This is a genomic window from Acidovorax cavernicola (genome assembly GCF_003581445.1).
Map to the genome: position 1 here is coordinate 58,927 of NZ_QXMN01000030.1, position 20,533 is coordinate 79,459.

The 20,533-nt window shown below is 67.2% G+C and carries 26 protein-coding genes; 17 read left to right on the top strand and 9 right to left on the bottom strand.

Going from position 1 to position 20,533, the window contains the following annotated elements:
• The first annotated feature begins 25 nt into the window (after positions 1 to 25).
• The 13 genes from D3H34_RS21530 (at position 26) to D3H34_RS21590 (ending at position 9,971) form a co-directional block, all read left to right on the top strand.
• A complete protein-coding gene (locus D3H34_RS21530) occupies positions 26 to 1,474 on the top strand; it encodes a high affinity choline transporter 1 (RefSeq protein ID WP_119556284.1) in 1,449 nt (482 codons plus the stop codon).
• A 104-nt stretch (positions 1,475 to 1,578) separates the two neighbouring features.
• The gene (locus D3H34_RS21535) at positions 1,579 to 1,884 is read left to right on the top strand and encodes an FmdB family zinc ribbon protein (protein WP_119556285.1); all 306 of its coding nucleotides are present in this window, start codon (positions 1,579 to 1,581) and stop codon (positions 1,882 to 1,884) included.
• Positions 1,885 to 1,898: 14 nt separating this feature from the next.
• Positions 1,899 to 2,531 (top strand): DUF502 domain-containing protein, encoded by a 633-nt coding sequence (locus D3H34_RS21540; RefSeq protein WP_119556286.1) that lies wholly within the window; start codon positions 1,899 to 1,901, stop codon positions 2,529 to 2,531.
• A 41-nt stretch (positions 2,532 to 2,572) separates the two neighbouring features.
• Positions 2,573 to 4,381 carry an aspartate--tRNA ligase gene (gene aspS, locus D3H34_RS21545; RefSeq protein ID WP_119556287.1) on the top strand — a complete coding sequence of 603 codons (1,809 nt, stop codon included), beginning with the start codon at positions 2,573 to 2,575 and terminating at the stop codon, positions 4,379 to 4,381.
• A 64-nt stretch (positions 4,382 to 4,445) separates the two neighbouring features.
• The gene (locus D3H34_RS21550; RefSeq protein ID WP_013543160.1) at positions 4,446 to 4,715 is read left to right on the top strand and encodes a type II toxin-antitoxin system prevent-host-death family antitoxin; all 270 of its coding nucleotides are present in this window, start codon (positions 4,446 to 4,448) and stop codon (positions 4,713 to 4,715) included.
• 6 nt (positions 4,716 to 4,721) lie between these two features.
• Positions 4,722 to 5,039 carry a CcdB family protein gene (locus tag D3H34_RS21555; RefSeq protein WP_119556288.1) on the top strand — a complete coding sequence of 106 codons (318 nt, stop codon included), beginning with the start codon at positions 4,722 to 4,724 and terminating at the stop codon, positions 5,037 to 5,039.
• Positions 5,040 to 5,047: 8 nt separating this feature from the next.
• Complete coding sequence (gene nudB, locus D3H34_RS21560; RefSeq protein ID WP_434057704.1) at positions 5,048 to 5,509, top strand: dihydroneopterin triphosphate diphosphatase; 462 nt, start codon at positions 5,048 to 5,050, stop codon at positions 5,507 to 5,509.
• Positions 5,506 to 6,282, top strand: a complete 777-nt coding sequence (locus tag D3H34_RS21565) for an endonuclease/exonuclease/phosphatase family protein (protein ID WP_119556290.1) — start codon at positions 5,506 to 5,508, stop codon at positions 6,280 to 6,282. The genes nudB and D3H34_RS21565 overlap by 4 nt, the downstream gene beginning before the upstream one ends.
• A 73-nt stretch (positions 6,283 to 6,355) precedes the next feature.
• Positions 6,356 to 7,087: a GTP cyclohydrolase I gene (gene folE / locus D3H34_RS21570; RefSeq protein ID WP_119556291.1), complete on the top strand. Its 732-nt coding sequence runs from the start codon at positions 6,356 to 6,358 to the stop codon at positions 7,085 to 7,087.
• Between the two features lie 2 nt (positions 7,088 to 7,089).
• Positions 7,090 to 7,512, top strand: coding sequence for a BLUF domain-containing protein (locus D3H34_RS21575; RefSeq protein WP_119556292.1), 423 nt, complete (start codon positions 7,090 to 7,092; stop codon positions 7,510 to 7,512).
• A gap of 103 nt (positions 7,513 to 7,615) precedes the next feature.
• Complete coding sequence (locus D3H34_RS21580; RefSeq protein WP_119556293.1) at positions 7,616 to 8,497, top strand: DMT family transporter; 882 nt, start codon at positions 7,616 to 7,618, stop codon at positions 8,495 to 8,497.
• A 13-nt stretch (positions 8,498 to 8,510) separates the two neighbouring features.
• Positions 8,511 to 9,332 (top strand): DUF429 domain-containing protein, encoded by an 822-nt coding sequence (locus tag D3H34_RS21585; protein ID WP_119556294.1) that lies wholly within the window; start codon positions 8,511 to 8,513, stop codon positions 9,330 to 9,332.
• A gap of 135 nt (positions 9,333 to 9,467) precedes the next feature.
• Entirely contained in the window at positions 9,468 to 9,971 is a 504-nt protein-coding gene (locus tag D3H34_RS21590; RefSeq protein ID WP_119556295.1) for a BON domain-containing protein, read from the top strand.
• A gap of 71 nt (positions 9,972 to 10,042) precedes the next feature.
• On the opposite strand, the gene D3H34_RS21595 is transcribed toward D3H34_RS21590, so the two are convergent.
• From D3H34_RS21595 to D3H34_RS21615, 5 genes are all read right to left on the bottom strand, one after another.
• Positions 10,043 to 10,558 carry a hypothetical protein gene (locus tag D3H34_RS21595; RefSeq protein ID WP_119556296.1) on the bottom strand — a complete coding sequence of 172 codons (516 nt, stop codon included), beginning with the start codon at positions 10,556 to 10,558 and terminating at the stop codon, positions 10,043 to 10,045.
• On the bottom strand, positions 10,545 to 10,928 hold the full coding sequence (locus tag D3H34_RS21600; protein WP_119556297.1) for a hypothetical protein: 384 nt from the start codon (positions 10,926 to 10,928) through the stop codon (positions 10,545 to 10,547). The genes D3H34_RS21595 and D3H34_RS21600 overlap by 14 nt, the downstream gene beginning before the upstream one ends.
• 29 nt (positions 10,929 to 10,957) lie before the next feature.
• Positions 10,958 to 11,332, bottom strand: coding sequence for a hypothetical protein (locus tag D3H34_RS21605; protein WP_119556298.1), 375 nt, complete (start codon positions 11,330 to 11,332; stop codon positions 10,958 to 10,960).
• Positions 11,333 to 11,386: 54 nt separating this feature from the next.
• A complete protein-coding gene (locus D3H34_RS21610) occupies positions 11,387 to 11,551 on the bottom strand; it encodes a DUF1328 domain-containing protein (RefSeq protein ID WP_070063586.1) in 165 nt (54 codons plus the stop codon).
• A gap of 209 nt (positions 11,552 to 11,760) precedes the next feature.
• A complete protein-coding gene (locus D3H34_RS21615) occupies positions 11,761 to 13,113 on the bottom strand; it encodes a CHASE3 domain-containing protein (protein ID WP_119556299.1) in 1,353 nt (450 codons plus the stop codon).
• 130 nt (positions 13,114 to 13,243) lie between these two features.
• Here D3H34_RS21615 and D3H34_RS21620 point away from each other — a divergent pair, with 130 nt between their 5' ends.
• Entirely contained in the window at positions 13,244 to 13,876 is a 633-nt protein-coding gene (locus tag D3H34_RS21620; protein WP_007837167.1) for a response regulator, read from the top strand.
• Positions 13,877 to 13,898: 22 nt separating this feature from the next.
• Here D3H34_RS21620 and D3H34_RS21625 read toward each other — a convergent pair whose 3' ends face one another.
• Positions 13,899 to 14,318 carry a response regulator gene (locus tag D3H34_RS21625; protein WP_119556300.1) on the bottom strand — a complete coding sequence of 140 codons (420 nt, stop codon included), beginning with the start codon at positions 14,316 to 14,318 and terminating at the stop codon, positions 13,899 to 13,901.
• A gap of 267 nt (positions 14,319 to 14,585) precedes the next feature.
• On the opposite strand from D3H34_RS21625, the gene D3H34_RS21630 reads away from it, so the two are divergent.
• Complete coding sequence (locus tag D3H34_RS21630; protein WP_119556301.1) at positions 14,586 to 16,607, top strand: AsmA family protein; 2,022 nt, start codon at positions 14,586 to 14,588, stop codon at positions 16,605 to 16,607.
• A 21-nt stretch (positions 16,608 to 16,628) separates the two neighbouring features.
• Here the strand turns inward: D3H34_RS21630 and D3H34_RS21635 are convergent, their stop codons facing one another.
• From D3H34_RS21635 to gpmA, 3 genes are all read right to left on the bottom strand, one after another.
• A complete protein-coding gene (locus D3H34_RS21635) occupies positions 16,629 to 17,393 on the bottom strand; it encodes a HesA/MoeB/ThiF family protein (RefSeq protein ID WP_119556302.1) in 765 nt (254 codons plus the stop codon).
• 11 nt (positions 17,394 to 17,404) lie between these two features.
• Complete coding sequence (locus D3H34_RS21640) at positions 17,405 to 18,847, bottom strand: S41 family peptidase (protein WP_119556316.1); 1,443 nt, start codon at positions 18,845 to 18,847, stop codon at positions 17,405 to 17,407.
• A 123-nt stretch (positions 18,848 to 18,970) separates the two neighbouring features.
• Entirely contained in the window at positions 18,971 to 19,714 is a 744-nt protein-coding gene (gene gpmA / locus D3H34_RS21645; protein WP_119556303.1) for a 2,3-diphosphoglycerate-dependent phosphoglycerate mutase, read from the bottom strand.
• 105 nt (positions 19,715 to 19,819) lie between these two features.
• Here gpmA and D3H34_RS21650 point away from each other — a divergent pair, with 105 nt between their 5' ends.
• Together D3H34_RS21650 and grxC are read left to right on the top strand one after the other, a co-directional pair.
• On the top strand, positions 19,820 to 20,203 hold the full coding sequence (locus tag D3H34_RS21650) for a rhodanese-like domain-containing protein (protein WP_434057705.1): 384 nt from the start codon (positions 19,820 to 19,822) through the stop codon (positions 20,201 to 20,203).
• 20 nt (positions 20,204 to 20,223) lie between these two features.
• Positions 20,224 to 20,484, top strand: coding sequence for a glutaredoxin 3 (grxC, locus tag D3H34_RS21655; RefSeq protein WP_119556305.1), 261 nt, complete (start codon positions 20,224 to 20,226; stop codon positions 20,482 to 20,484).
• The last annotated feature ends 49 nt before the right edge of the window (positions 20,485 to 20,533 follow it).

Sequence of the window (20,533 nt, forward strand, 5' to 3'; positions counted from 1 at the left end):
ATCTAGAGGCTGAAGGAGTTTCACCGTGTTGTTGACGCTGGTCATCGTCTATCTGCTGGTCACCATCGCCATCGGCCTGTATGCGGCCAAACGGGTGAAGAACACCACCGACTTCGCGATCGCGGGGCGGCACCTGCCGCTGTTCATGATCATCACGACCACCTTCGCGACCTGGTTCGGTTCCGAGACGGTGCTCGGCATCCCGGCCAAGTTCATCGAAGGCGGCCTGAGCGGCGTGGTCGAAGACCCGTTCGGCGCAGGCACCTGCCTGATCCTGGTGGGCCTGTTCTTCGCGGGCAAGCTCTACCGCATGACGCTGCTGACCATCAGCGACTACTACCGCGAGCGCTATGGCCGCAGCGTGGAAGTGGCCTGCTCGCTGATCATCATGCTGAGCTACCTGGGCTGGGTCTCGGCGCAGGTCACGGCGCTGGGGCTGGTGTTCAACGTGCTGTCGGCCGGCGCGATCAGTATTCCGGTGGGCATGGTGATCGGCGTGGTCTCGATCCTGGCCTACACGCTGTTCGGCGGCATGTGGTCGGTGGCCGTGACCGATTTCATCCAGATGATCATCCTGGTCGTGGGCCTGGCGGTCATCGCGATGTTCGCGGGCGACATGGCCGGCGGCGCCGACAAGGTGGTGGCCTTCGCGGTCAGCAAGGACCTCTTCAAGTTCTGGCCCGAGCCCAACTGGCACGACATGGTGTTCTTCTTCGCCGCGGCCATCACGATGATGCTGGGCTCCATTCCGCAGCAGGACGTGTTCCAGCGCGTGATGTCAGCCAACAGCGTCAAGGCCGCGACCCGCGGCCCGGTGATCGGCGGTGTGGCGTACATCCTGTTCGCCTTCGTGCCGATGTTCCTGGTGGCCAGCGCGCTGCTGATCATGCCGGAGGAGGTGGCCGTGCTGCTGAAGGAGGATCCGCAGAAGGTGCTGCCCACGCTGGTGCTGCAGAAGATGCCCTTCGTGATGCAGGTGCTGTTCTTCGGCGCGCTGCTGTCGGCCATCAAGTCGACCGCGTCGGCCACCTTGCTGGCGCCCAGCGTCACCTTCACCGAGAACATCTGGCGCCAGTTCCGCCCCGCCGGCACCGACCGCGAGAACCTGATGACCATGCGCATCACGGTGCTGCTGTTCAGCGCCGCCGTGCTGGCCTACGCGATCCGCATGCAGGGCACGCCGATCTACGAGCTGGTGTCGGGCGCCTACCAGGTGCCGTTGGTGGGCGCCTTCGTGCCGCTGGTGTGCGGCCTGTACTGGCGCCGTGCCACCACCCAGGGCGCCATCGCCTCGATCGCCGGGGGCATCGGGGTCTGGCTGCTGTTCATGGCGATGCCTTGGGGCACGGCCTTCCCGGCCCAGCTGGCGGGCGTGCTGTCCTCGTTCGCGGGCATGGTCATCGGCTCGCTGATGCCGCAATGGATAGCGAACACTCACACGCCGCACCGCATGCTGGCGACCGAGCCGGCCTGACGGCGGGCAGGGCCGAGCCCTCTCGGCCCTTGCCGGCGAGGGCGCCTCTATAATCGAGGGCTTTGCGAGCGGCAGCTGCGCCGCGCATTTCCACCCCGATTCCCATGCCCATTTACGCCTACAAGTGCAGTTCCTGCGGCTTTGCCAAGGACGTTCTGCAGAAGATGTCGGACACGCCGCTCTCGGTGTGCCCGGAGTGCGGTGCGAGCGCATTTGAAAAGCAGGTCACGGCCGCCGGCTTCCAGCTCAAGGGCTCGGGCTGGTACGTGACCGACTTCCGCGACGGCGGCGGCAAGAAGTCCGAGACGGCTGCCGCGCCCGCGGCGCCTTCTTCCGCGGCGCCCAGCCCGGCACCTGCCCCCGCCCCGGCGCCTGCGCCGGCACCCGCTGCCGCCAAGAGCGGCGACTGACGGAACCCTCTCCCATGTCCGCCCTGCGCAAATGGCTGCTCTCCGGCTTGCTGGTCATCGTGCCGCTGGTCATCACGCTCGGCGTGCTGAACTGGATCATCGGCACGCTCGACCAGACGCTGTGGTTGCTGCCCGAGCAGTGGCAGCTCTGGCTCAGCGACCACAAGGTGCGCGGCCTGGGCGTGCTGCTCACGCTGGCCATCCTGCTGGTGGTGGGCGCCACGGCCAGCAACTTCGTCGGCAAGCGCCTGCTCGGCTGGGGCGACGCCGTGGTGCGCCGCATCCCGGTGGTGCGTTCGATCTATTCGAGCGTCAAGCAGGTGTCGGACACGCTGTTCTCCGAGAACGGCAATGCCTTTCGCACCGCGGTGCTGGTGCAGTGGCCGCGCGAAGGCGTGTGGACCATCGCCTTCGTCACCGGCGCGCCCGGCAATGAAGTCGCCGAGCACCTGGGCGAGGGCGAGTTCCTCAGCGTCTATGTGCCGACCACGCCCAATCCCACGGGCGGCTACTTCGTGATGCTCAAGCGCAGCGACTGCATCGAACTCAAGATGAGCGTGGACGAAGCGCTCAAGTACATCGTCTCGATGGGGGTGGTCGTTCCAGGCGGCCCCGCCACGGTGGCGGTGAAGCCATCCAATCCGTAAAACAAAACGAACGCGCCACGACGGCGCCGGAAGTCCTTCCTATGGCCATGCGTACTCACTATTGCGGTCTTGTGACCGAAGCCCTGTTGGGCCAGACCGTCACCCTGTGCGGGTGGGTCAACCGTCGCCGCGACCACGGCGGCGTGATCTTCATCGACGTGCGTGACCGCGAAGGCTACGTGCAGGTGGTGTGCGACCCCGATCGCGCCTCGACCTTCGCCGTCGCCGAAGGCCTGCGCAACGAGTTCTGCGTGCAGATCACCGGCCTCGTGCGCGCGCGCCCCGAAGGCACCGCGAACGACCAGCTCAAGAGCGGCAAGATCGAAGTGCTGTGCCACGACCTGAAGGTGCTGAACCCCTCGGTCACGCCCCCGTTCCTGCTGGACGACGACAACCTGTCGGAAACCACCCGCCTCACGCACCGCGTGCTCGACCTGCGCCGTCCGGCCATGCAGCGCAACATGATGCTGCGCTACAAGGTGACGATGGAAACGCGCAAGTTCCTCGACGCCAACGGCTTCATCGACATCGAGACGCCGATGCTGGGCAAGTCCACGCCCGAAGGCGCGCGCGACTACCTCGTGCCCAGCCGCGTGCACGACGGCAGCTTCTTCGCGCTGCCGCAGTCGCCCCAGCTCTTCAAGCAGCTGCTGATGGTGGCCGGCTACGACCGCTACTACCAGATCGTGAAGTGCTTCCGCGACGAAGACCTGCGTGCCGACCGCCAGCCTGAATTCACGCAGATCGACATCGAGACCTCGTTCCTCGCCGAAGAGGAAATCCGCGAGATGTTCGAAGGCATGATCCGCAACGTGTTCCGCAACGCCGCGGACATCGATCTGCCGGTGTTCCCGACCATGAGCTACGCCGACGCGATGTTCAAGTACGGCTCCGACAAGCCCGACCTGCGCGTGAAGCTCGAGTTCACCGAACTCACCGAGCTGATGAAGCGCGTCGAGTTCAAGGTGTTCTCGAACGCCGCCACGATGGCCGGTGGCCGCGTGGTCGCGCTGCGCGTGCCGGGCGGTGGTGCCGAGGGCGGCCTGTCGCGTGGCGAGATCGACGCATACCAGGAATTCGTAAAGATCTACGGCGCCAAGGGCCTGGCCTACATCAAGGTCAACGACGCAGCGGCTGGCCGCGAAGGCCTGCAAAGCCCGATCGTCAAGAACCTCGACGACGCCACGTTGGCCGAGATCGTTGCCCGCACGGGTGCGCGCAACGGCGACATCCTGTTCTTCGGCGCCGACAAGGAAAAGATCGTCAACGACGCCATCGGCGCGCTGCGCATCAAGATCGGCCACAGCCCCTTCGGCAAGAAGACGGGCCTCTTCGACGACCGCTGGGCGCCGCTGTGGGTGGTCGACTTCCCGATGTTCGAGTTCGACGAGGAAGGCCAGCGCTGGAGCGCCGTGCACCACCCGTTCACGGCACCGAAGGACGGCCATGAAGACCTCATGGACACTGCGCCCGAGAAGTGCATCGCCAAGGCCTACGACATGGTGCTCAACGGCATCGAGATGGGCGGCGGTTCGGTGCGTATCCACCGCGAGGAAGTGCAGAGCAAGGTGTTCCGCGCACTGAAGATCAGCGCCGAGGACGCACAGCTCAAGTTCGGCTTCCTGCTGGACGCGTTGCAGTACGGCGCGCCGCCGCACGGCGGCATCGCCATCGGCCTGGACCGCCTCGTCATGCTCATGACCGGCGCCGAGTCGATCCGCGACGTGATCGCCTTCCCCAAGACCCAGCGCGCGCAAGACCTGCTGACGCAGGCGCCGAGCCCGGTCGACGAGAAGCAGCTGCGCGAACTGCACATCAAGCTGCGCAACACGCCTCAAGCCGCTGCCTGAGGCCGGCAGGTTGGCGCGGAGGCGGTGATTGGCTAAAATGGCTAATCACTCCCCGGAGCCAACCATGCAGATCACCGCCACCGAAGCCAAGAATCGATTCGGCTACTACCTCGGCCAGGCTGAGCGCGAACCGGTGCATGTGATGAAGAACGACCGCGTGGCGGTCGTTCTTGTTTCTGCGGCGCGCTTTGCGGAGCTCGAAGCGCTTGAAAAGCAGAAGTCGATGGCGCAACGCAAGCGCGAGTTCAACGAGGAATACAAGGACTGGATTGCTGCGCAGAACGAGCTGGTCGAGACGCACGGTGTCTTCGGCGAAAACTTTCGCCCCTGGTAAGCACCTGTGGCGCAATTCGACATCTACGCCAATCCCGACAAGGCCCAGCGCGCCGCGTTCCCGTGGTGCGTCGACATGCAAAGCGACCTGCTCGGCGTGTTGGCCACGCGGTTGGTCATGCCGCTGACCACTCAGAAGTACCTGCCGGCCAAGGCGCCGCGCCGGCTGTGTCCGCCCGTCCAATGGGACGGCGAGACTTTCTTTGCGTTGCCTCAGATGACTGCGCCTTTCCGGGTGAAGGACCTGGGCACTGCGAAAGGCAACGTGCGCCTCGCTTCGAATGACCTGGTGGCTGCGCTCGATGCGGTCATCAGCGGTATCTGAGCACTGCTGTGAAGCCATTCAAGATCCCGGAGTCGGTGCTGGTCGTGATCCACACGCCGGCACTTGATGTGCTGCTGATCCGGCGTGCCGATGCCAGCGAGTTCTGGCAATCGGTCACCGGCAGCAAGGACACGCTCGACGAGCCGCTCGTGCTCACAGCGGCGCGCGAGGTGGCCGAGGAAACCGGCATCCAGTGCGGCGAGGGCACGCCGCTGGCTTCTCAGCTGGTCGATTGGCAGCTGCGCAACGTCTACGAGATCTACCCGGGCTGGCGCGCGCGCTACGAACCCGGCGTCACCCGCAACACCGAGCACCTGTTCGGCCTGTGCGTGCCCGAGTGCCTGACGCCCGTGCTCGATGCGCGTGAGCACACCGACTGGCGCTGGCTGCCGTATCGCGAAGCGGCGGACGCCTGCTTTTCCCCGTCGAACGCCGAAGCCATTCTGTTGCTGCCAGAATTTGCGAGATGAACCAGCCGGCAGCCGCCACCGCAGCAGCAATTCAGAACCTCCGGGTCGCGACCTACAACATCCACAAGGGTGTGCAGGGGATCGGGCCGACGCGTCGGCTTGAAATCCACAACCTGGGCCATGCCATCGAGCAGCTCGACGCCGACATCGTCTGCCTGCAGGAAGTGCGCAAGATGAACCGCCAGGCGGCCGCGCGCTTTCCGCGTTGGCCCGAGTTGCCGCAGGCCGACTTTCTTGCGCCCGAGGGCTACACGGCCGTCTACGAGACCAATGCCGTCACGCGCCACGGCGAGCACGGCAACGCGCTGCTCACGCGCTGGCCGGTGCTGCGCACGGGTCACCAGGACATCTCCGACCATCGCTTCGAACAGCGCGGCCTGCTGCATGCCGTGATCGAGGTGGAGGGGCGGCCGGTGCACGCCATCGTGGTGCATCTGGGCCTCATCAAGGGCAGCCGGGTGCGCCAGATCGCGCGGCTGCGCGAATTCATCGACCGCGAGGTGCCGGCCGACGAAGCCGTGGTGGTGGCCGGCGATTTCAATGACTGGGGCGCGCGCATGCGCTACGCCATGAACGCCATGGGGCTGCGCGACGCCAGCGACCTGCGCGGCCCGCGCACGCTCACCTACCCGTCGCGCCTGCCAGTCACGCAGCTCGATTTCGTCTACGGTCGCCGGCTGGAGCCGCTGGCCTGCTCGGTGCCGCGTGGCCCGATCTGGGCTCGAATGTCCGACCACCTCCCGCTGGTAGCCGATTTTTCGCTACCTAATTGATAGCATTGCTCCGAGAAGGGGCGGGCGTTGCAGCCCGAATCCTCTGGAGCCATTCACTGGTACGATCCCCGCCATGCTGAGGAAAACCGACGTCGAACCGCTTCCCGATCGAAAAGACGATGACGAGGGCACCCCCGTCTCCGTCAAGATCCGTGAGCGACTGAATGCAGCGCGCAAGCGTTTCAACGCCAACGACAACATCGCCGAGTTCATCGAACCGGGCGAACTGGAGTCGCTGCTCGACGAGGTCGAGGTCAAGATGAAGGCGGTGCTCGAGAGCCTCGTCATCGACGTCGACAACGACCACAACACCGACAACACCGCCCGCCGCGTCGCCAAGATGTACCTCAACGAGGTGTTCCGTGGCCGCTACGTGGCGCCGCCATCGCTCACCGAGTTCCCCAACGCCGAGCACCTGAACGAGCTGATGATCGTCGGCCCGATCACCGTGCGCAGCGCCTGTTCGCACCACTTCTGCCCGATCATCGGCAAGCTCTGGATCGGCGTGATGCCGAACGAGCACACCAACGTGATCGGCCTGTCGAAGTACGCGCGCCTGGCCGAATGGGTCATGGGCCGCCCGCAGATCCAGGAAGAGGCCGTGGTGCAGCTGGCCGACCTGATCCAGGAAAAGACACAGCCCGACGGCCTCGCGCTCGTCATGGAAGCCGAGCATTTCTGCATGGCCTGGCGCGGCGTGAAGGAAATGGACAGCAAGATGATCAATTCCGTGATGCGCGGCGTGTTCCTGAAGGACCCGAGCCTGCGTCGCGAATTCCTTTCCCTCCTGCCCAGAAAGAGCTGATCATGCTGGTCCGTCTTCTCTATGCCAGCCGCGCCGTCGATACCAGCCCCGATGCCATCGAGGCGATCCTCGCGAAATCGCGCACGCACAACCCGGCCTGCGGCATCACCGGCATCCTCTGCTATGGCGCCGGCACCTTCCTGCAGGCCATCGAGGGCGGGCGCGACGCCATCAGCGATCTCTACGGCCACATCCAGCGCGATGCGCGCCACAAGGACGTGGTGTTGCTGCACTACGAGGAAATCTCCGAACGCCGTTTCGGCGGCTGGACGATGGGGCAGGTAAATCTCTCGAAGCTCAACGCCTCGACGCTGCTGAAGTACTCCGAGAAGCCCGAACTCGACCCGTACAAGGTCTCGGGCAAGGTTTCGTTGGCACTGCTCGAAGAACTGATGGCAACAGCTGCCATCGTCGGCCGCCACTGAGAACGTGGCCCCCACGCTCGGCACTTCGTGTCCTCGCTGCCCCCCGAGGGGGCCGCTCGCGCCTTGGGGCGGCCCGGCGGCGCTCGGGTTCGACTGACCCGAGGTGCCACTTTCCGCTTTCGCACTGATCCTGCTGGCCGGGGTCATTCATGCCAGCTGGAACATCGCCGCCAAGAAGGCGAACGGCGACGCGCGCTTCGCATTCCAGAGCAGCGTCTTCATGGCGGTGGTGTGGGCGCCCGTGGGCATCGCGCTTGGCTGGAGCGTGGTGCCGGCCTGGGGCACGAAGGAGTGGGCCTTCATCGTGCTCAGCGGCGTGCTGCACGTCTTCTATTACGTCGTGCTGCTGCGCGGCTACCGCAAGTCGGACCTCACGGTGGTCTACCCGCTGGCGCGCGGCTCGGGGCCGCTGCTCTCGTCGCTGGTCGCGATCCTGTTCCTGGGCGAGAAGATCAGCCTCATCGGTGTGGCCGGCATCTTCGGCGTGGTGCTCGGCGTGTTCCTAGTGGCTGGTGGTCCGCGCCTCTTTCAGAAGAAGCACGACCCGGCGCAGCGCGAGCGCGTGCACAAGGGCATGCGCTACGGCGTGCTGACCGGCGCCTTCATCGCGGCCTACACGGTGACCGACAGCTACGCCGTCAAGTTCCTCGCGATGTCGCCGATCCTGCTCGACTACATGGGCAACTTCGTGCGCCTCGTGCTGCTGCTGCCCGCTGCGCTGCAAGACCGCGCGACCACCGCGCGCATGTGGCGCGCGCAGTGGAAGTACGCGTTGCTGGTGGCGGCGATCAGCCCCGTCTCCTACGTGCTCGTGCTGTACGCGGTGCAGCAGGCGCCCATTTCGCACGTCGCGCCGGCGCGCGAGGTGTCCATGTTGTTCGCTGCGCTGATCGGCGGGCACCTGCTGCGTGAGGGCGACCGCGTGCTGCGGTTGCTGGGTGCGCTGTTCATCGCGGCCGGCGTGATCGCGCTCGCGCTGGGCTGACCGGGCACGGGCGATGCTCTTCGGCTGCGATTTCTCGAGCGCACCGACCGCCCGCAAACCCATCGTCGTGGCCGTCGGCGAGACGGCCGGCGATGGCGTCGTCACGCTGACCGGCCTGTATCGCTTCGCCACGCTCGACGCCTGGGGCCAATGGCTCGACAGCGCGCCCGCCTGGCTCGGCGGTTTCGACTTTCCCTTCGGCCTGCCGCGCGAGCTGATCGAGCATCTGCATTGGCCCACGACATGGGACGCGCTGATCGCTCACTACGCCGTCCTGAGCCGTGCCGAGATTCGCGACACTTTCGCCGCCTTCTGCGCGGCCCGGCCGGTGGGCGGCAAGTTCGCGCACCGTGCGACCGACGCGCCGGCCGGGTCGAGCCCGTCGATGAAGTGGGTGAACCCGCCCGTGGCCTACATGCTGCACGCCGGGGTGCCGCGCCTGCTCGCGGCCGGTGCCACGTTGCCTGGACTGCATGCGGGCATCCACGAGGACCGCATCGCGCTGGAGGCCTATCCGGGCCTGCTGGCGCGCGAATTGATCGGCCGGCGCAGCTACAAGAGCGACGACCTCGCACGCCAGTCGCCCGAGCGCGAGGCGGCACGCGCCGACCTGCTCGCCGAACTCGAAGCCGGACAGACGCGGCTCGGCCTGCGTCTCCAACTAACGGCCGTGCAGCGCGACGGGCTGCGGGCCGATGCCAAGGGCGATGCACTCGATGCCGTGCTGTGCCTGCTCCAGGCCGCCTGGGCCCGGCAGCGCGCTGACAGCCCGGGGCCTGGCTACGGATTGCCGTGGGACATGGACCTGCTCGAAGGCTGGATCGTCAGCGCCTGAGCCGCCTGCCGGCGCTTGCTTGTCCTACAGCGCTTCGGGCCGGTGGCGACACCCGTGCGCGGGCGGGGGGGGGCTAGATTGACCGGCGTGGGCCAAACCGGTCCATGCATTCATTCCGACCGCAGGAGGATTCCCATGACAACGTCGAACCGATCTCTCGTCCCCTTCGCCCCTTCCGCCACTGCGCGCACCTGGCTCGCCGTGCTCGCGGCGGGCGCCGCGCTGACCCTGGCCGCATGCGACAAGCCCGGCAACCAGACCGCCGGCGAAAAGCTCGACAGCGCCGTCGCCAAGACCGAGCAGGCGGCTTCCGATGCCAAGGCCAAGACCGAACAGGCCGCGACCGACGCCAAGACCGGCATGGCTGGCGCCGCGGCCGATGTGAAGGAAGCGACCAAGGACGCCACCGCCGCGGTGACCGCCACGGTCGACGACGCCGCCATCACCGCCTCGATCTCGGCCGGCCTGGCCAAGGACCCGGACCTGAGCGCGATCAAGATCGACGTCGATACCAAGGGCGGCGCCGTGAGCCTCAAGGGGCCGGCACCGACAGCCGCCGCCAAGTCGCGCGCCGAAGAGATCGCCAAGGCCGTGCAGGGCGTGAAGTCGGTGGACAACCAGCTCGAAGTGAAGAGCTGACCCGCTCTTCGCACCCAGCAAAAAGCCCGGCTCGACCGGGCTTTTTCTTTGGGGTGTGTGACGGTGAAATCTCAGGGCGGGTCCTGGCGCGGAGGCCGTTCGGGCTTCTGCATCAGCGTGTTGACCAGGTCGGCCACGTCGGAAGTCTTGAGCACCGCCGCGATCACGGCCGTGGCCGAAAGCAGACGCCAAGGCCGCACGAGCACCAGCAGCGAGCCCGTGGCTGCCGCGGCGGCCATGAGCTTGACGGGCTCCGTGCGGGCGTAGTGTTCGAGCAGGGGGCGGGCCAGCTGGCCAGCCGCGTGCGCGGGATGGCGACGCCACCAGCGCTGCACCACGCCGCGCGCCATCGCGCTCCAGACGTTGTGACGGCGCCCCGGCGACGCGGGGGACGCGCCGCTGTCGGTGTCGTGGTGGGCGTATTCGAGATCGTCGTCGGCGTCGCTGGCGGCAAAGGCGCGGTGAGGTGTCGGTGTATCCGGTTCGCCGCCGTTGAGTTGGCGCACGAGTGCGCGGCGCGAGATCGCCAGCCGTTGCTGCGGGGTCAATGCTTGCGCGGAAGGACGGCGTGAATCAGTGCTGCGCATGGCGGGCTCCGGCGGCGTGCAGCGCGTCGAGGTCCGCGGCCAGCTGGGCGCGCAGATCGTCGAAGCCGTAGTTCGGACTCGGGCGGGTGGCGATCCAGGTGCAGATCGCCGCAATCACCACCGCCACGGCAGGCACGGCCACCAGCACCCAATGGAAGCTGCCGTGCAGCACGCCGAGCAGCACGGCCACGCCGATCAGCCCGAGTGCCAGCACGGCGGTGGCCACCGCCAGCACGCCCGCGACCAGTCGGGCGACGAGGCCGCGTCCGGCCACGGCACTCTCCTGCCGGGCCAGGGCGGCGTAGTTGGCGATGTGATCGGCAATGAGCTCCGGATGCCCGAGCAGCGTCGAGAAGATCGGATGAAGCATGTGCGGGCGGGGGCCGGCGCGTCGCTCGATCAGTAGTCGTCGCGGCTGCGACGGCTGGCCAGCACGATCAGCGCGGTGATGGCGGCGCCGGCGGCGGCGGCCAGCAGCACCGAGCGCACCGGCTGGTCGGAGATGTAGCGGCCCGTCACGTCGGCGGCCTGTTCGATGCGGCGGCTGGCGCGGGCGCTGGTGGTCGAGGCGGCGTCGAGGCCGCGCTGGACGGCCTGCTGCACGCGTGCGGCCAGTTGCTCGACGGCCGGCTCGGCGTCGCGGCGCAGTTCGCGGACCTTTTCGCCCGCCGCATTCACCGCGTTCTGAGCGTAGGCGCGGGTGGTTTCGGCCGCTTCCTGGGCGGTCTGGCGCGCGTCGTCGGCGAGTTGCGAAGGGGTCTTGGTCGTGTTCATGGGAGAGTCCTTTCCGGGAAGATGAAATGCGGGAGCCTGTGGATCGTAACTACGCTACTTGCGTCGTAGCAAGCCGGCCAGGAAGCTGGCGATGGCGAGCACGGCAAAGATGATGAAAAGGACCTTGGCGATCCCCACCGCGCTGGCGGCGATGCCGCCGAAGCCGAACACGGCAGCGATGAGTGCGATGACCAGAAATACCACGGCGTAGTGCAGCATGCGGAACTCCTTCGAGGCTTCCCTCTTTATGGTTGAAACCGCGCATCCGATGCACCGGCTGAAGCAGCAGCCCGGTGCCGGATGACACAGGACCTACCTTAAGTGCCGGGCCGCTTCGACCCTGTCAGCGACCGGGGCGGGGGAGCGTAGGAGGCGACCGAGTGGCCGCATGCCGGTGCGTGAAGAAATGCCGCCGATGCCACGCGCCGTCAGGCCCCGCGCGATGCCGTGGCGGCGTCGGCGCTCGTCGGCTTCACGACCGGCAGCATCGCGGTGAGCCGCGTGCCTTGCCCGGGCGCGGAGGTGATGGTGAGCTTGCCGCGCGCGGCCTCGACGCGGTGGCGCATGCCTGCAAGGCCGTGCGTCGAAGGGCGCACGCGTTGCGCATCGAAGCCCTTGCCGTTGTCGGCCACCTCCACGATCACGTGGTTGGCGTAGTTCTTCAGCACGATGGTGGCTTCGCTGGCTTCGGCGTACTTGCCGATGTTGGTCAGGCTCTCCTGCACCATGCGATAGATCGTGAGCTGGCGCGACTCGTCCATGGTCACGGGCTCCAGTGCCATCTCGATCTCCAGCCCCGAACGCTCACCGAACTCGCGGCCCAGGATTTCCAGCGAGGCGACCAGCCCGAGGTTCGACAGTGAGGAGGGCCGCAGGTCTTCGATGATTCGGCGCTTCAGTGCGATGCCGCTGTTGAGCAGCTCGGTCAGATGCTGCAGCCGCTGGATCGCATCGGGCGAGTCGGCCAGCCGCGACTTCAGCCGCGCCACATCGAGCTTGGCGGCCGTGAGCAGCGAGCCCAGCTCGTCGTGCAGTTCGCGCGCCAGGTAGCCGCGCTCGGTCTCGCGCACGTCCTGCAGGTGGGTGGCGAGCTCGGCCAGCGAGGCGGTGCGCTCGCTCACCTCGTCCTCGAGCGCATTGCGTTCGCGCTGCAGCGCCTCCTGCTGGCGCTCGCCGATGGAGCGCAGCGCGTGCGTCTGCCGCAGGTACAGGAAGAAGGCCATCAGCGCGGCCAGCGCCACGATGCCGGTGCCGACGCGTGCCAACTGCAGCGACTTCATCACCTGCAGCTGGCCGGCATGCAGCGTCTGGTTGCTGGCCTTCACGAGCTCGTTGGCGGTGGCGCGGATGGCTTCCATTTCCTCGCGCCCGACGTCGGTGGTCATGACGAACTTCCAGGCATCCTCGTTGCCCTCGTGGCGCAGCCGCACGCTCATGTCCATCTCGGCGATCTTGCGCAGCACGTGCTTGGACAGTTCGGACAGCTGGGCCTGCTCGGCCGGGCGTCCGGCATACAGCTGGCGCAGCGTGGCCAGGTTGCCGTCCACCTCCTTCACGGCGATGTCGTAGGGTTGGCGATAGGCCGCTTCGCCCGTGAGCAGGAAGCCGCGCTGCCCGGTCTCGGCGTCCAGCATGTTCTGCAGGATCTGGTTGAGCGTGCCGCGAATCTGCTGTGCATCGTCGATGTCCGCCAGGGCGCGGCTCGATTGCCTGTACCCTGCCTCGTTGATGCCCACGAGGGCCAGTGCAGCCAGCGCCGCGAGCAACAGGCTCACGGCCATTTTTTGGGGGGCTAACCAGTGCATGACACCCTCAGGGTCGCATTCAATGCAACTTCGTGAATAATTGATAACAATCAGGGACCCGGCTGCTTCGGTTCGCAGAGCCGCAGCACAACGACGAAAGTAACAGATGATCAAAATTGGAATTGTGGACGACCACGCCATCGTGCGATCGGGCCTCCGGCAGTTCTTCTCCGAGCACGTGGACTTGCGCGTGGCGGGCGAGGCAGCGAGTGGCCGCGAAGCCATCGAGCTGGTGCGCACGACCGAACTGGACGTGCTGGTGATGGATCTCTCCATGCCGGGGCAAAGCGGTATCGATGCACTTGCCATGATCCGCGCCAAGGCGCCGGACGTGGGCATCCTGATCCTCAGCGGCTACCCGGAGGAGCACTACGCGATGAACCTGATCCGTCAGGGCGCGAGCGGCTACCTCAACAAGGAATGCGATCCGATCGAGATCGTGAACGCCATTCGCACTATCTCGCTGGGCCGGCGCTACATCACGCCCGCCGTGGCCGAACTGCTGGCCCGCCAGCTCGACCGCAAGGACGACGCCGCGCCGCACGAACAGCTCTCCGAGCGCGAGTTCCAGGTGTTCCTGAAGCTGGCCAAGGGCGAGACCGCGGGCGACATCGCCAAGACGCTGTCGCTGTCGGTGAAGACGGTGAGCACCTATCGCACGCGGCTGATGGAGAAGATGAATCTTTCTTCCAACAGCGACCTGACCTACTACGCGCTGAAGAACAAGCTCATCGATTGATGAGGCGCGACGCCGGCGCCTGCTAGGCATCGCCGGAGGCGCTGGGCGACGCGGCAGACCGGAGCACCGCCGCCTGGCGGATGCAGAACTCGACCAGCGCGTCGATCTCGTTCGACTTGTCGAACACCGCGTCGACCCCGAACTCGGCGCAGCGGCGCCGGATGTCGGGCGTCGCATAGTTGCTGAGCACCACCACCTTCTGGCCGGGCTTGCGCGACTGGCAGGCCTGAAGAATGCCCAGGCCGCTTCCCTGCTTGAGAAAGAGATCGACGATGGCCAGGTGCCACGCGTCGGCGTGCTCGCGCAGCCAGTCGCGCGCGTGCTGCTCGGTCTCGGCGAAGCCGACGACCGTGGTGCAGGTGAGCTCTTCCAGAGTGCCGATGAGGTTTTCACGGATCGTGGGGTTGTCTTCGACAACGTAGGTCTGCAATCTGGAATCCATGCCGAACCGCTCTTCCTCTGAGGTTCTGGGGTGGGCAGGTGCTCGTGTCCCCAAGCATCCCGCGAAGGGGAAGGCCTGCCCATGGACATTGAGGCTTTCCCGCTGCGGATCATGCAGGGTTCGAGAGCCGCCGGTTGTAGGCGGGTTCCGACGCAGATGCAGGCCGCCGCCTCCGCGTGAATTCGTGCCGCCCCGTAGGCCATGCCGCACGGGCTCTGCGGCCCGTCGCCGACCCGGACGGGGAGGCCATCCGGGTAAGAATCGACCATGGCAACCCAATCCATTCGCGTCCGGCCGCGCTGGCAGAAGCTGCTGGCGGCGTTCACGCTGCTGGTCGTCGTCCTGGTGGCCGCGTTCGCGCTCCTCGTCGCCTTCTTTCCGTGGGACACGCTGCGCGAGCCGCTCAACCGTTTCGTGAGCGAGAAGACCGGGCGCAAGTTCGAGATCACCCGCCAGCTCGACGTGGACCTCGGCTGGAAGGCGGCCACCGTCACTTTCGACGGCATCGAGTTCGCCAACCCCGACTGGGCGCGCGACCCCTACCTGGTGAAGGCCGAGCGTGCGAGCTTCGAGATCCGGCTCTGGCCGCTGCTCGACAAGCAGGTCGTCATCCCGCGCCTGGCGCTGTCCGCGCCCACCGTCGGGCTGCAGATGGAGGCCGACGGGCGCCGCACCTGGGCCTTCGGCAAGGACACCTCCGACACCGGCACCGTGCCCACCATCGGCCTGATCCAGGTCGACAAGGGCGCCGTCGACTTCCTGGCCAAGCACCTGGGCGTCGACGTGCATGCCGACCTGGACTACGACAGCACCCGCGGCGAGCTGCCGCTGCACTACCGGATCAAGGGCCGCTACAAGGGCCAGCCGCTCACGGCCGACGGGCGCACCGGCGACGTGCTGCAGATCAACGCCGCGGGCGCGCCGCCGTTCCCGCTCGAGATCAACGCCGCCGCCGGCCAGACCAAGCTCAAGGCCAGCGGCACCGTGGCCCAGCTCGCGGGCTTCGACGGCATCGACGCCAAGTTCCAGGTCAAGGGCCAGACGCTGAGCGCGCTCTACCCGCTGACCGGCGTCGTGCTGCCGCAGACCCCGCCCTATGCGCTGAGCGGCGGCCTGCGCAAGCGCGGCAAGCTCTGGGAGGCCGCGGGGCTCAACGGCCGGTTGGGCCTGTCGGACATCGGCGGCGACATGAGCTTCGACCAGGCCGAGAAGGTGCCGCGCCTGTCCGGCATGCTGCGTTCGCGCGTGATGGACATGGACGATCTCGGTCCGCTGATCGGCCTGCCGCCCACGGCGCGCTCCGCCAACGCCGTGGAAGGCGTGGCGCCGGTCGCCTCGGCCCAGCCCAAGCGTCCGCCCGGCGGCAAGGTGCTGCCGACCACGCCGTTCGATTTCGGGCGGCTGCACGCCATGAATGCCGACGTGAGCTACACCGCCGAGCGCATCCGCAACGTGCGCGAGGTGCCGCTGGACCGTGGCAGCGTCAAGATCAAGCTGACCGACGGCGTGCTGTCGCTCGACCCGCTCGACCTCGGCGTGGCCAGCGGCAAGCTGGTGGGCGCGGTCCGCATCGATGCGGGGAAGACGCCGACCGACATCCGCGTCTCGATGGACGTGCGCGGCCTGAAGCTGGCACGGCTGATTCCCAAGCTGGAAAGCTCGGGCAACAGCGTGGGCCAGCTCGACGGGCGCATCAACCTGTCGGGCGCCGGCAATTCGGTGGCCAGCTGGCTCGGCGGCGCGTCGGGCGACATGGCGGTGCTGTCGGGGCGCGGCCAGTTCGGCAACCTGATGCCGGTGTTCGCGACGCTGGTGGGCGGCGACATCCTCAAGTTCCTGCTGCGCGGCGACCGCGATGTGGAGCTGCGCTGCGCGGCGCTGGCCTTCGACGTGAACAAGGGTGTGATGAGCGGGCGCACGCTGGTGCTGGACACCACCAACGCCGTCTTCACCGCCACCGGCCAGGCCAACCTCGCGACCGAGACACTCGATTTCGTGATCCGCCCCGAGCCCAAGAGCGCGAGCATCCTGTCGCTGCGCACGCCGCTGGTCGTGAGCGGCACTTTCGGTGCACCCAAGGGCGGCGTCGAGGTGGGGCCGCTGGCCGGCCGGGGCCTCGCGGCGCTGGCGCTCGGCGCCATCAACCCGCTGCTGGCGCTGGCGGCGACCATCGAGACCGGCCCCGGTGAGAACGCCGACTGCACGGGCGTGCTGGCGGTGGCGAACCGGCCGACGGCCGGGGTTGCGGCGCGCGGTGCCGCGAAGGCCAAGGGGGCTCGCCAGCCTTAAGGAGCGGAAGGCGGCGGGCGCTCAGGCGCTGGCCTGGGGCCGCTGCGCGCAGACGCTGCAGTGCGGATCGCGCGAGACGCGCAGCGTGTCGAAACCGGTGCTGCGCCCGTCGAACATCAGCAGCTTGCCCGCCAGCGACGGGCCGATGCCGGCCAGCAGCTTGAGCGCCTCGCTGGCCTGCAGCGTGCCGATGGTGCCGACCACCGGCCCGAACACGCCCAGCACCGCGCAGCGCGTTTCCTCGAAGCTGGCCTCGGGCGGGAACAGGCAGGCGTAGCAGGGGCAGGCGGCGTCGCGCGTGTCGTAGACGCTCAGCTGGCCGTCGAAGCGGATCGCCGCCCCTGCCACCAGCGGCCTGGCGTGGGCCACGCAGGCGCGGTTCACGGCCTGCCGGGTGGCGAAGTTGTCGCAGCAGTCGACCACCACGTCAGCCCCAGCCACGAGCTGTGCGAGCAGCGCCTCGTCGGCGCGCACGGCGTGGGTCTCGATGGCGATGTCGGGGTTGATGTCGCGCATGGCCTGCGCGGCGGATTCGACCTTGGAAAGACCCACCCGCGCCTGCGTGTGGGCGACCTGCCGCTGGAGATTGGTCAGGTCGACCTCGTCGTCGTCGACCAGCACGATGTGGCCGACGCCTGCTGCCGCGAGGTACAGCGCCACCGGCGAACCCAGCCCGCCGGCGCCGATGACGAGCACCCGGCCGGCACTGACGCGCTCCTGGCCGTCGATGCCGAATTCCTCAAGAAGGATGTGGCGCGAATAGCGCAGCAGCTCGCTATCTTCCATGCGCCACCGGATCAGTTCTCTTTCTTCTCGTCCTTGTTGTCGACGATGACCTGCGTCTTGCTGACGAGCACCGGCTGGCCCTTCAGGCGGTTGAGCGCCTGCACCAGCGGGAAGTCCTTGTCGGTGCCGAACTCGGGCACCTTGCGGTCCTGCGGCGGCTTCTTGGCTTCTTCCTCGAGGCGCTTGCGGGCTTCGTCGCGGGCCTTTTCACGCTCGGGGTCCTTCACCTCGGGGCCCTGGCCGCTGGCCAGGTGCTTCTCGAGGTCGGCCTCGCGCATGCGCAGGGCGGCGAAGGGGCTGCCCTCGGCGCTCTCGTCGACCAGCACGTTGGGCACGATGCCCTTGGCCTGGATCGAGGTGCCGCTCGGGGTGTAGTAGCGTGCCGTGGTGATCTTCAGGCCGGTGTCCGGGCCGAGCGGGCGCACGGTCTGCACCGAGCCCTTGCCGAAGGTCTGGCTGCCCATGATGGTGGCGCGCTTGTGGTCCTGCAGCGCGCCGGCCACGATCTCGCTGGCCGAGGCCGAGCCTTCGTTCACCAGCACCACCAGCGGCACGCTCTTGAGCGCCGCTGGCAGGTTGCGCAGCGGGTCGCTGCCCGAACGGCGCTGGTAGTACTCCGGCGCCGCCTTGTAGATCGACTTGCTCTCGGCCAGCTGGCCGTCGGTGGTGACCACCGTGACGTTCTCGGGCAGGAAGGCCGCCGACACCGCCACGGCCGCGTCGAGCAGGCCGCCCGGGTCGTTGCGCAGGTCGAGCACCAGGCCCTTGAGGTTCGGGTCTTCCTTGTAGAGCTCTTCGATCTTCTTGACGAAGTCGTCGACCGTGCGCTCCTGGAACTGCGACAGGCGGATCCAGCCGTAACCCGGCTCGATCATCTTGCCGCGCACCGATTGGGTACGGATTTCCTCGCGCGTGATGGTCACCGGGAAGGTGCGGCTCTCGTCCTTGCGGAAGATGGTCAGCAGCACCTTGGTGTTGGCCTCGCCGCGCATGCGCTTGACGGCTTCGTTGAGCGACAGGCCGCGCACGGCGGTGTCGTCGATCTTGGTGATCAGGTCGTTCGGCTTGAGGCCGGCACGGAAGGCCGGCGAGCCTTCGATGGGGGAGACGACCTTGATGAGGCCGTCTTCCTGCGAGATCTCGATGCCCACGCCGACGAAACGGCCGGTGGTGCCTTCGCGGAATTCCTTGAAGGACTTCTTGTCGAAGTACTGCGAGTGCGGATCGAGCCCGGCGACCATGCCCGAGATGGCGTCGGAGATGAGCTTCTTCTCGTCGACCGGTTCGACATAGTCGCTCTTGACCATCCCGAAGACGGCCGCGAGCTGCTGCAGCTCTTCGAGCGGGAGCGGCGCGAGCGAACCCCGCGCGACCGTCTGCAGCGAGACGGTGGTCAGGACGCCAGCAACGGCGCCGGCGGCGACCCAGCCGGTGATCTTCAGTTTCTGGCCCATCATGAGTGAAATGTCCTGTATGTCGACGGCTGTCGAACCAATATACACAGCTTGGAAACAAATTGCCTGTCGGGGTTCCACGAAGGGCCCGACAAGTCGGATTTTGTTCCTTTGCTTACTTCTTCAACCCTTGCCTTGCGAGGCCACGGCAGCGGCGGCCTTTTCGGCGGCCGCGGCATCGCCCAAGTAATAGTGGCGCAGGGGCTTGAGGTCGTCGTCGAGTTCGTAGACCAGCGGGATGCCGTTCGGGATGTTCAGGTTGACGATGGCGTCGTCCGAGATGCCGTCCAGGTACTTCACCAGCGCGCGGATCGAGTTGCCGTGCGCGGCCACGATCAGGCGGCGGCCGGTGCGGATGGCCGGGGCCATCGATTCGTTCCAGAAGGGCAGCACGCGGGCGACCGTGTCCTTCAGGCACTCGGTCAGCGGGATCTGCTCGGGCGAGAGCTTGGCGTAGCGCACGTCGCCGCGTTCGCTGCGCGGGTCGTCCGCTTCCAGCGGCGGCGGCGGGGTGCTGTAGCTGCGGCGCCAGACCAGCACCTGCTCGTCGCCGTACTTCTTGGCCGTCTCGGCCTTGTTCAGGCCCTGCAGGCCGCCGTAATGGCGTTCGTTGAGGCGCCAGGAGTGCACCACGGGCAGCCAGGTGCGGTCGAGTTCGTCGAGCGTGTGCCAGAGGGTGCGGGTGGCGCGCTTGAGCACGCTGGTGTAGGCGACGTCGAAGTCGTAGCCCTCGGCCTTGAGCAGCCGGCCGGCCTGCTTGGCCTGCTCGACGCCGGTCTCGGTCAGGTCGACGTCGGTCCAGCCGGTGAAACGGTTTTCGAGGTTCCAGGTCGATTCGCCGTGGCGGATCAGTACCAGTTTGTGCATGTCGGAGGCCTTTGGCAGCGCGTGGGAAAACCAGCATTCTAAAATCCTGGGTTTGCCATCCAAGGAACCCCCGTGAAATTGATCGAATTCGTCACCGCGAACTGGATGCTGATCCTGATGGCGCTCACATCGGGCGGCATGCTGGCCTGGCCGATGATCCGTGGCGCGGGCGGCGGCACGCTCACGGCCCAGGGTGCGGTACAGCTCATCAACCGCGAACGCGCGGTGCTGGTCGACGTGCGCGAACCTGAGGAGTTCGCCGGCGGCCACATGATCGGCGCCAAGAACGTCCCGCTGAACCAGCTCGAGGAAAAATTGGCCGGTACGGTCAAGAACAAGACCGTGCCGCTGCTGCTGGTGTGCGCCACCGGTGCCCGCGCCCAGCGCGCCGTCGCCACGGCCAAGAAGCTCGGCTACGAGCAGGCCCAGGCGGTCGCTGGCGGGCTGAAAGCCTGGAAAGAAGCCAACCTGCCGGTTGAAAAGGCCTGATTTCCCCCAAGGTAAAGCGCATGCAAGCCGTCAAGATGTACACCACCGCCGTCTGCCCGTACTGCACGCGTGCGAAGCAGATCCTGAAGTCCAAGGGCGTCGAGCAGATCGAAGAGATCCGCATCGACACCGACCCGCAAGCCCGCGCCACCATGATGGAGATCACCCAGCGCCGCACGGTGCCGCAGATCTTCATCGGCGACACCCACGTGGGTGGCTGCGACGACCTGATGGCGCTGGACAGCCGCGGTGGCCTCGTGCCACTGCTGCAGGGCGCCTGAAGTCCCTGCCCGCGACGCTGGTCACGAAAGTGCTGCGGGCGTCGGGCGA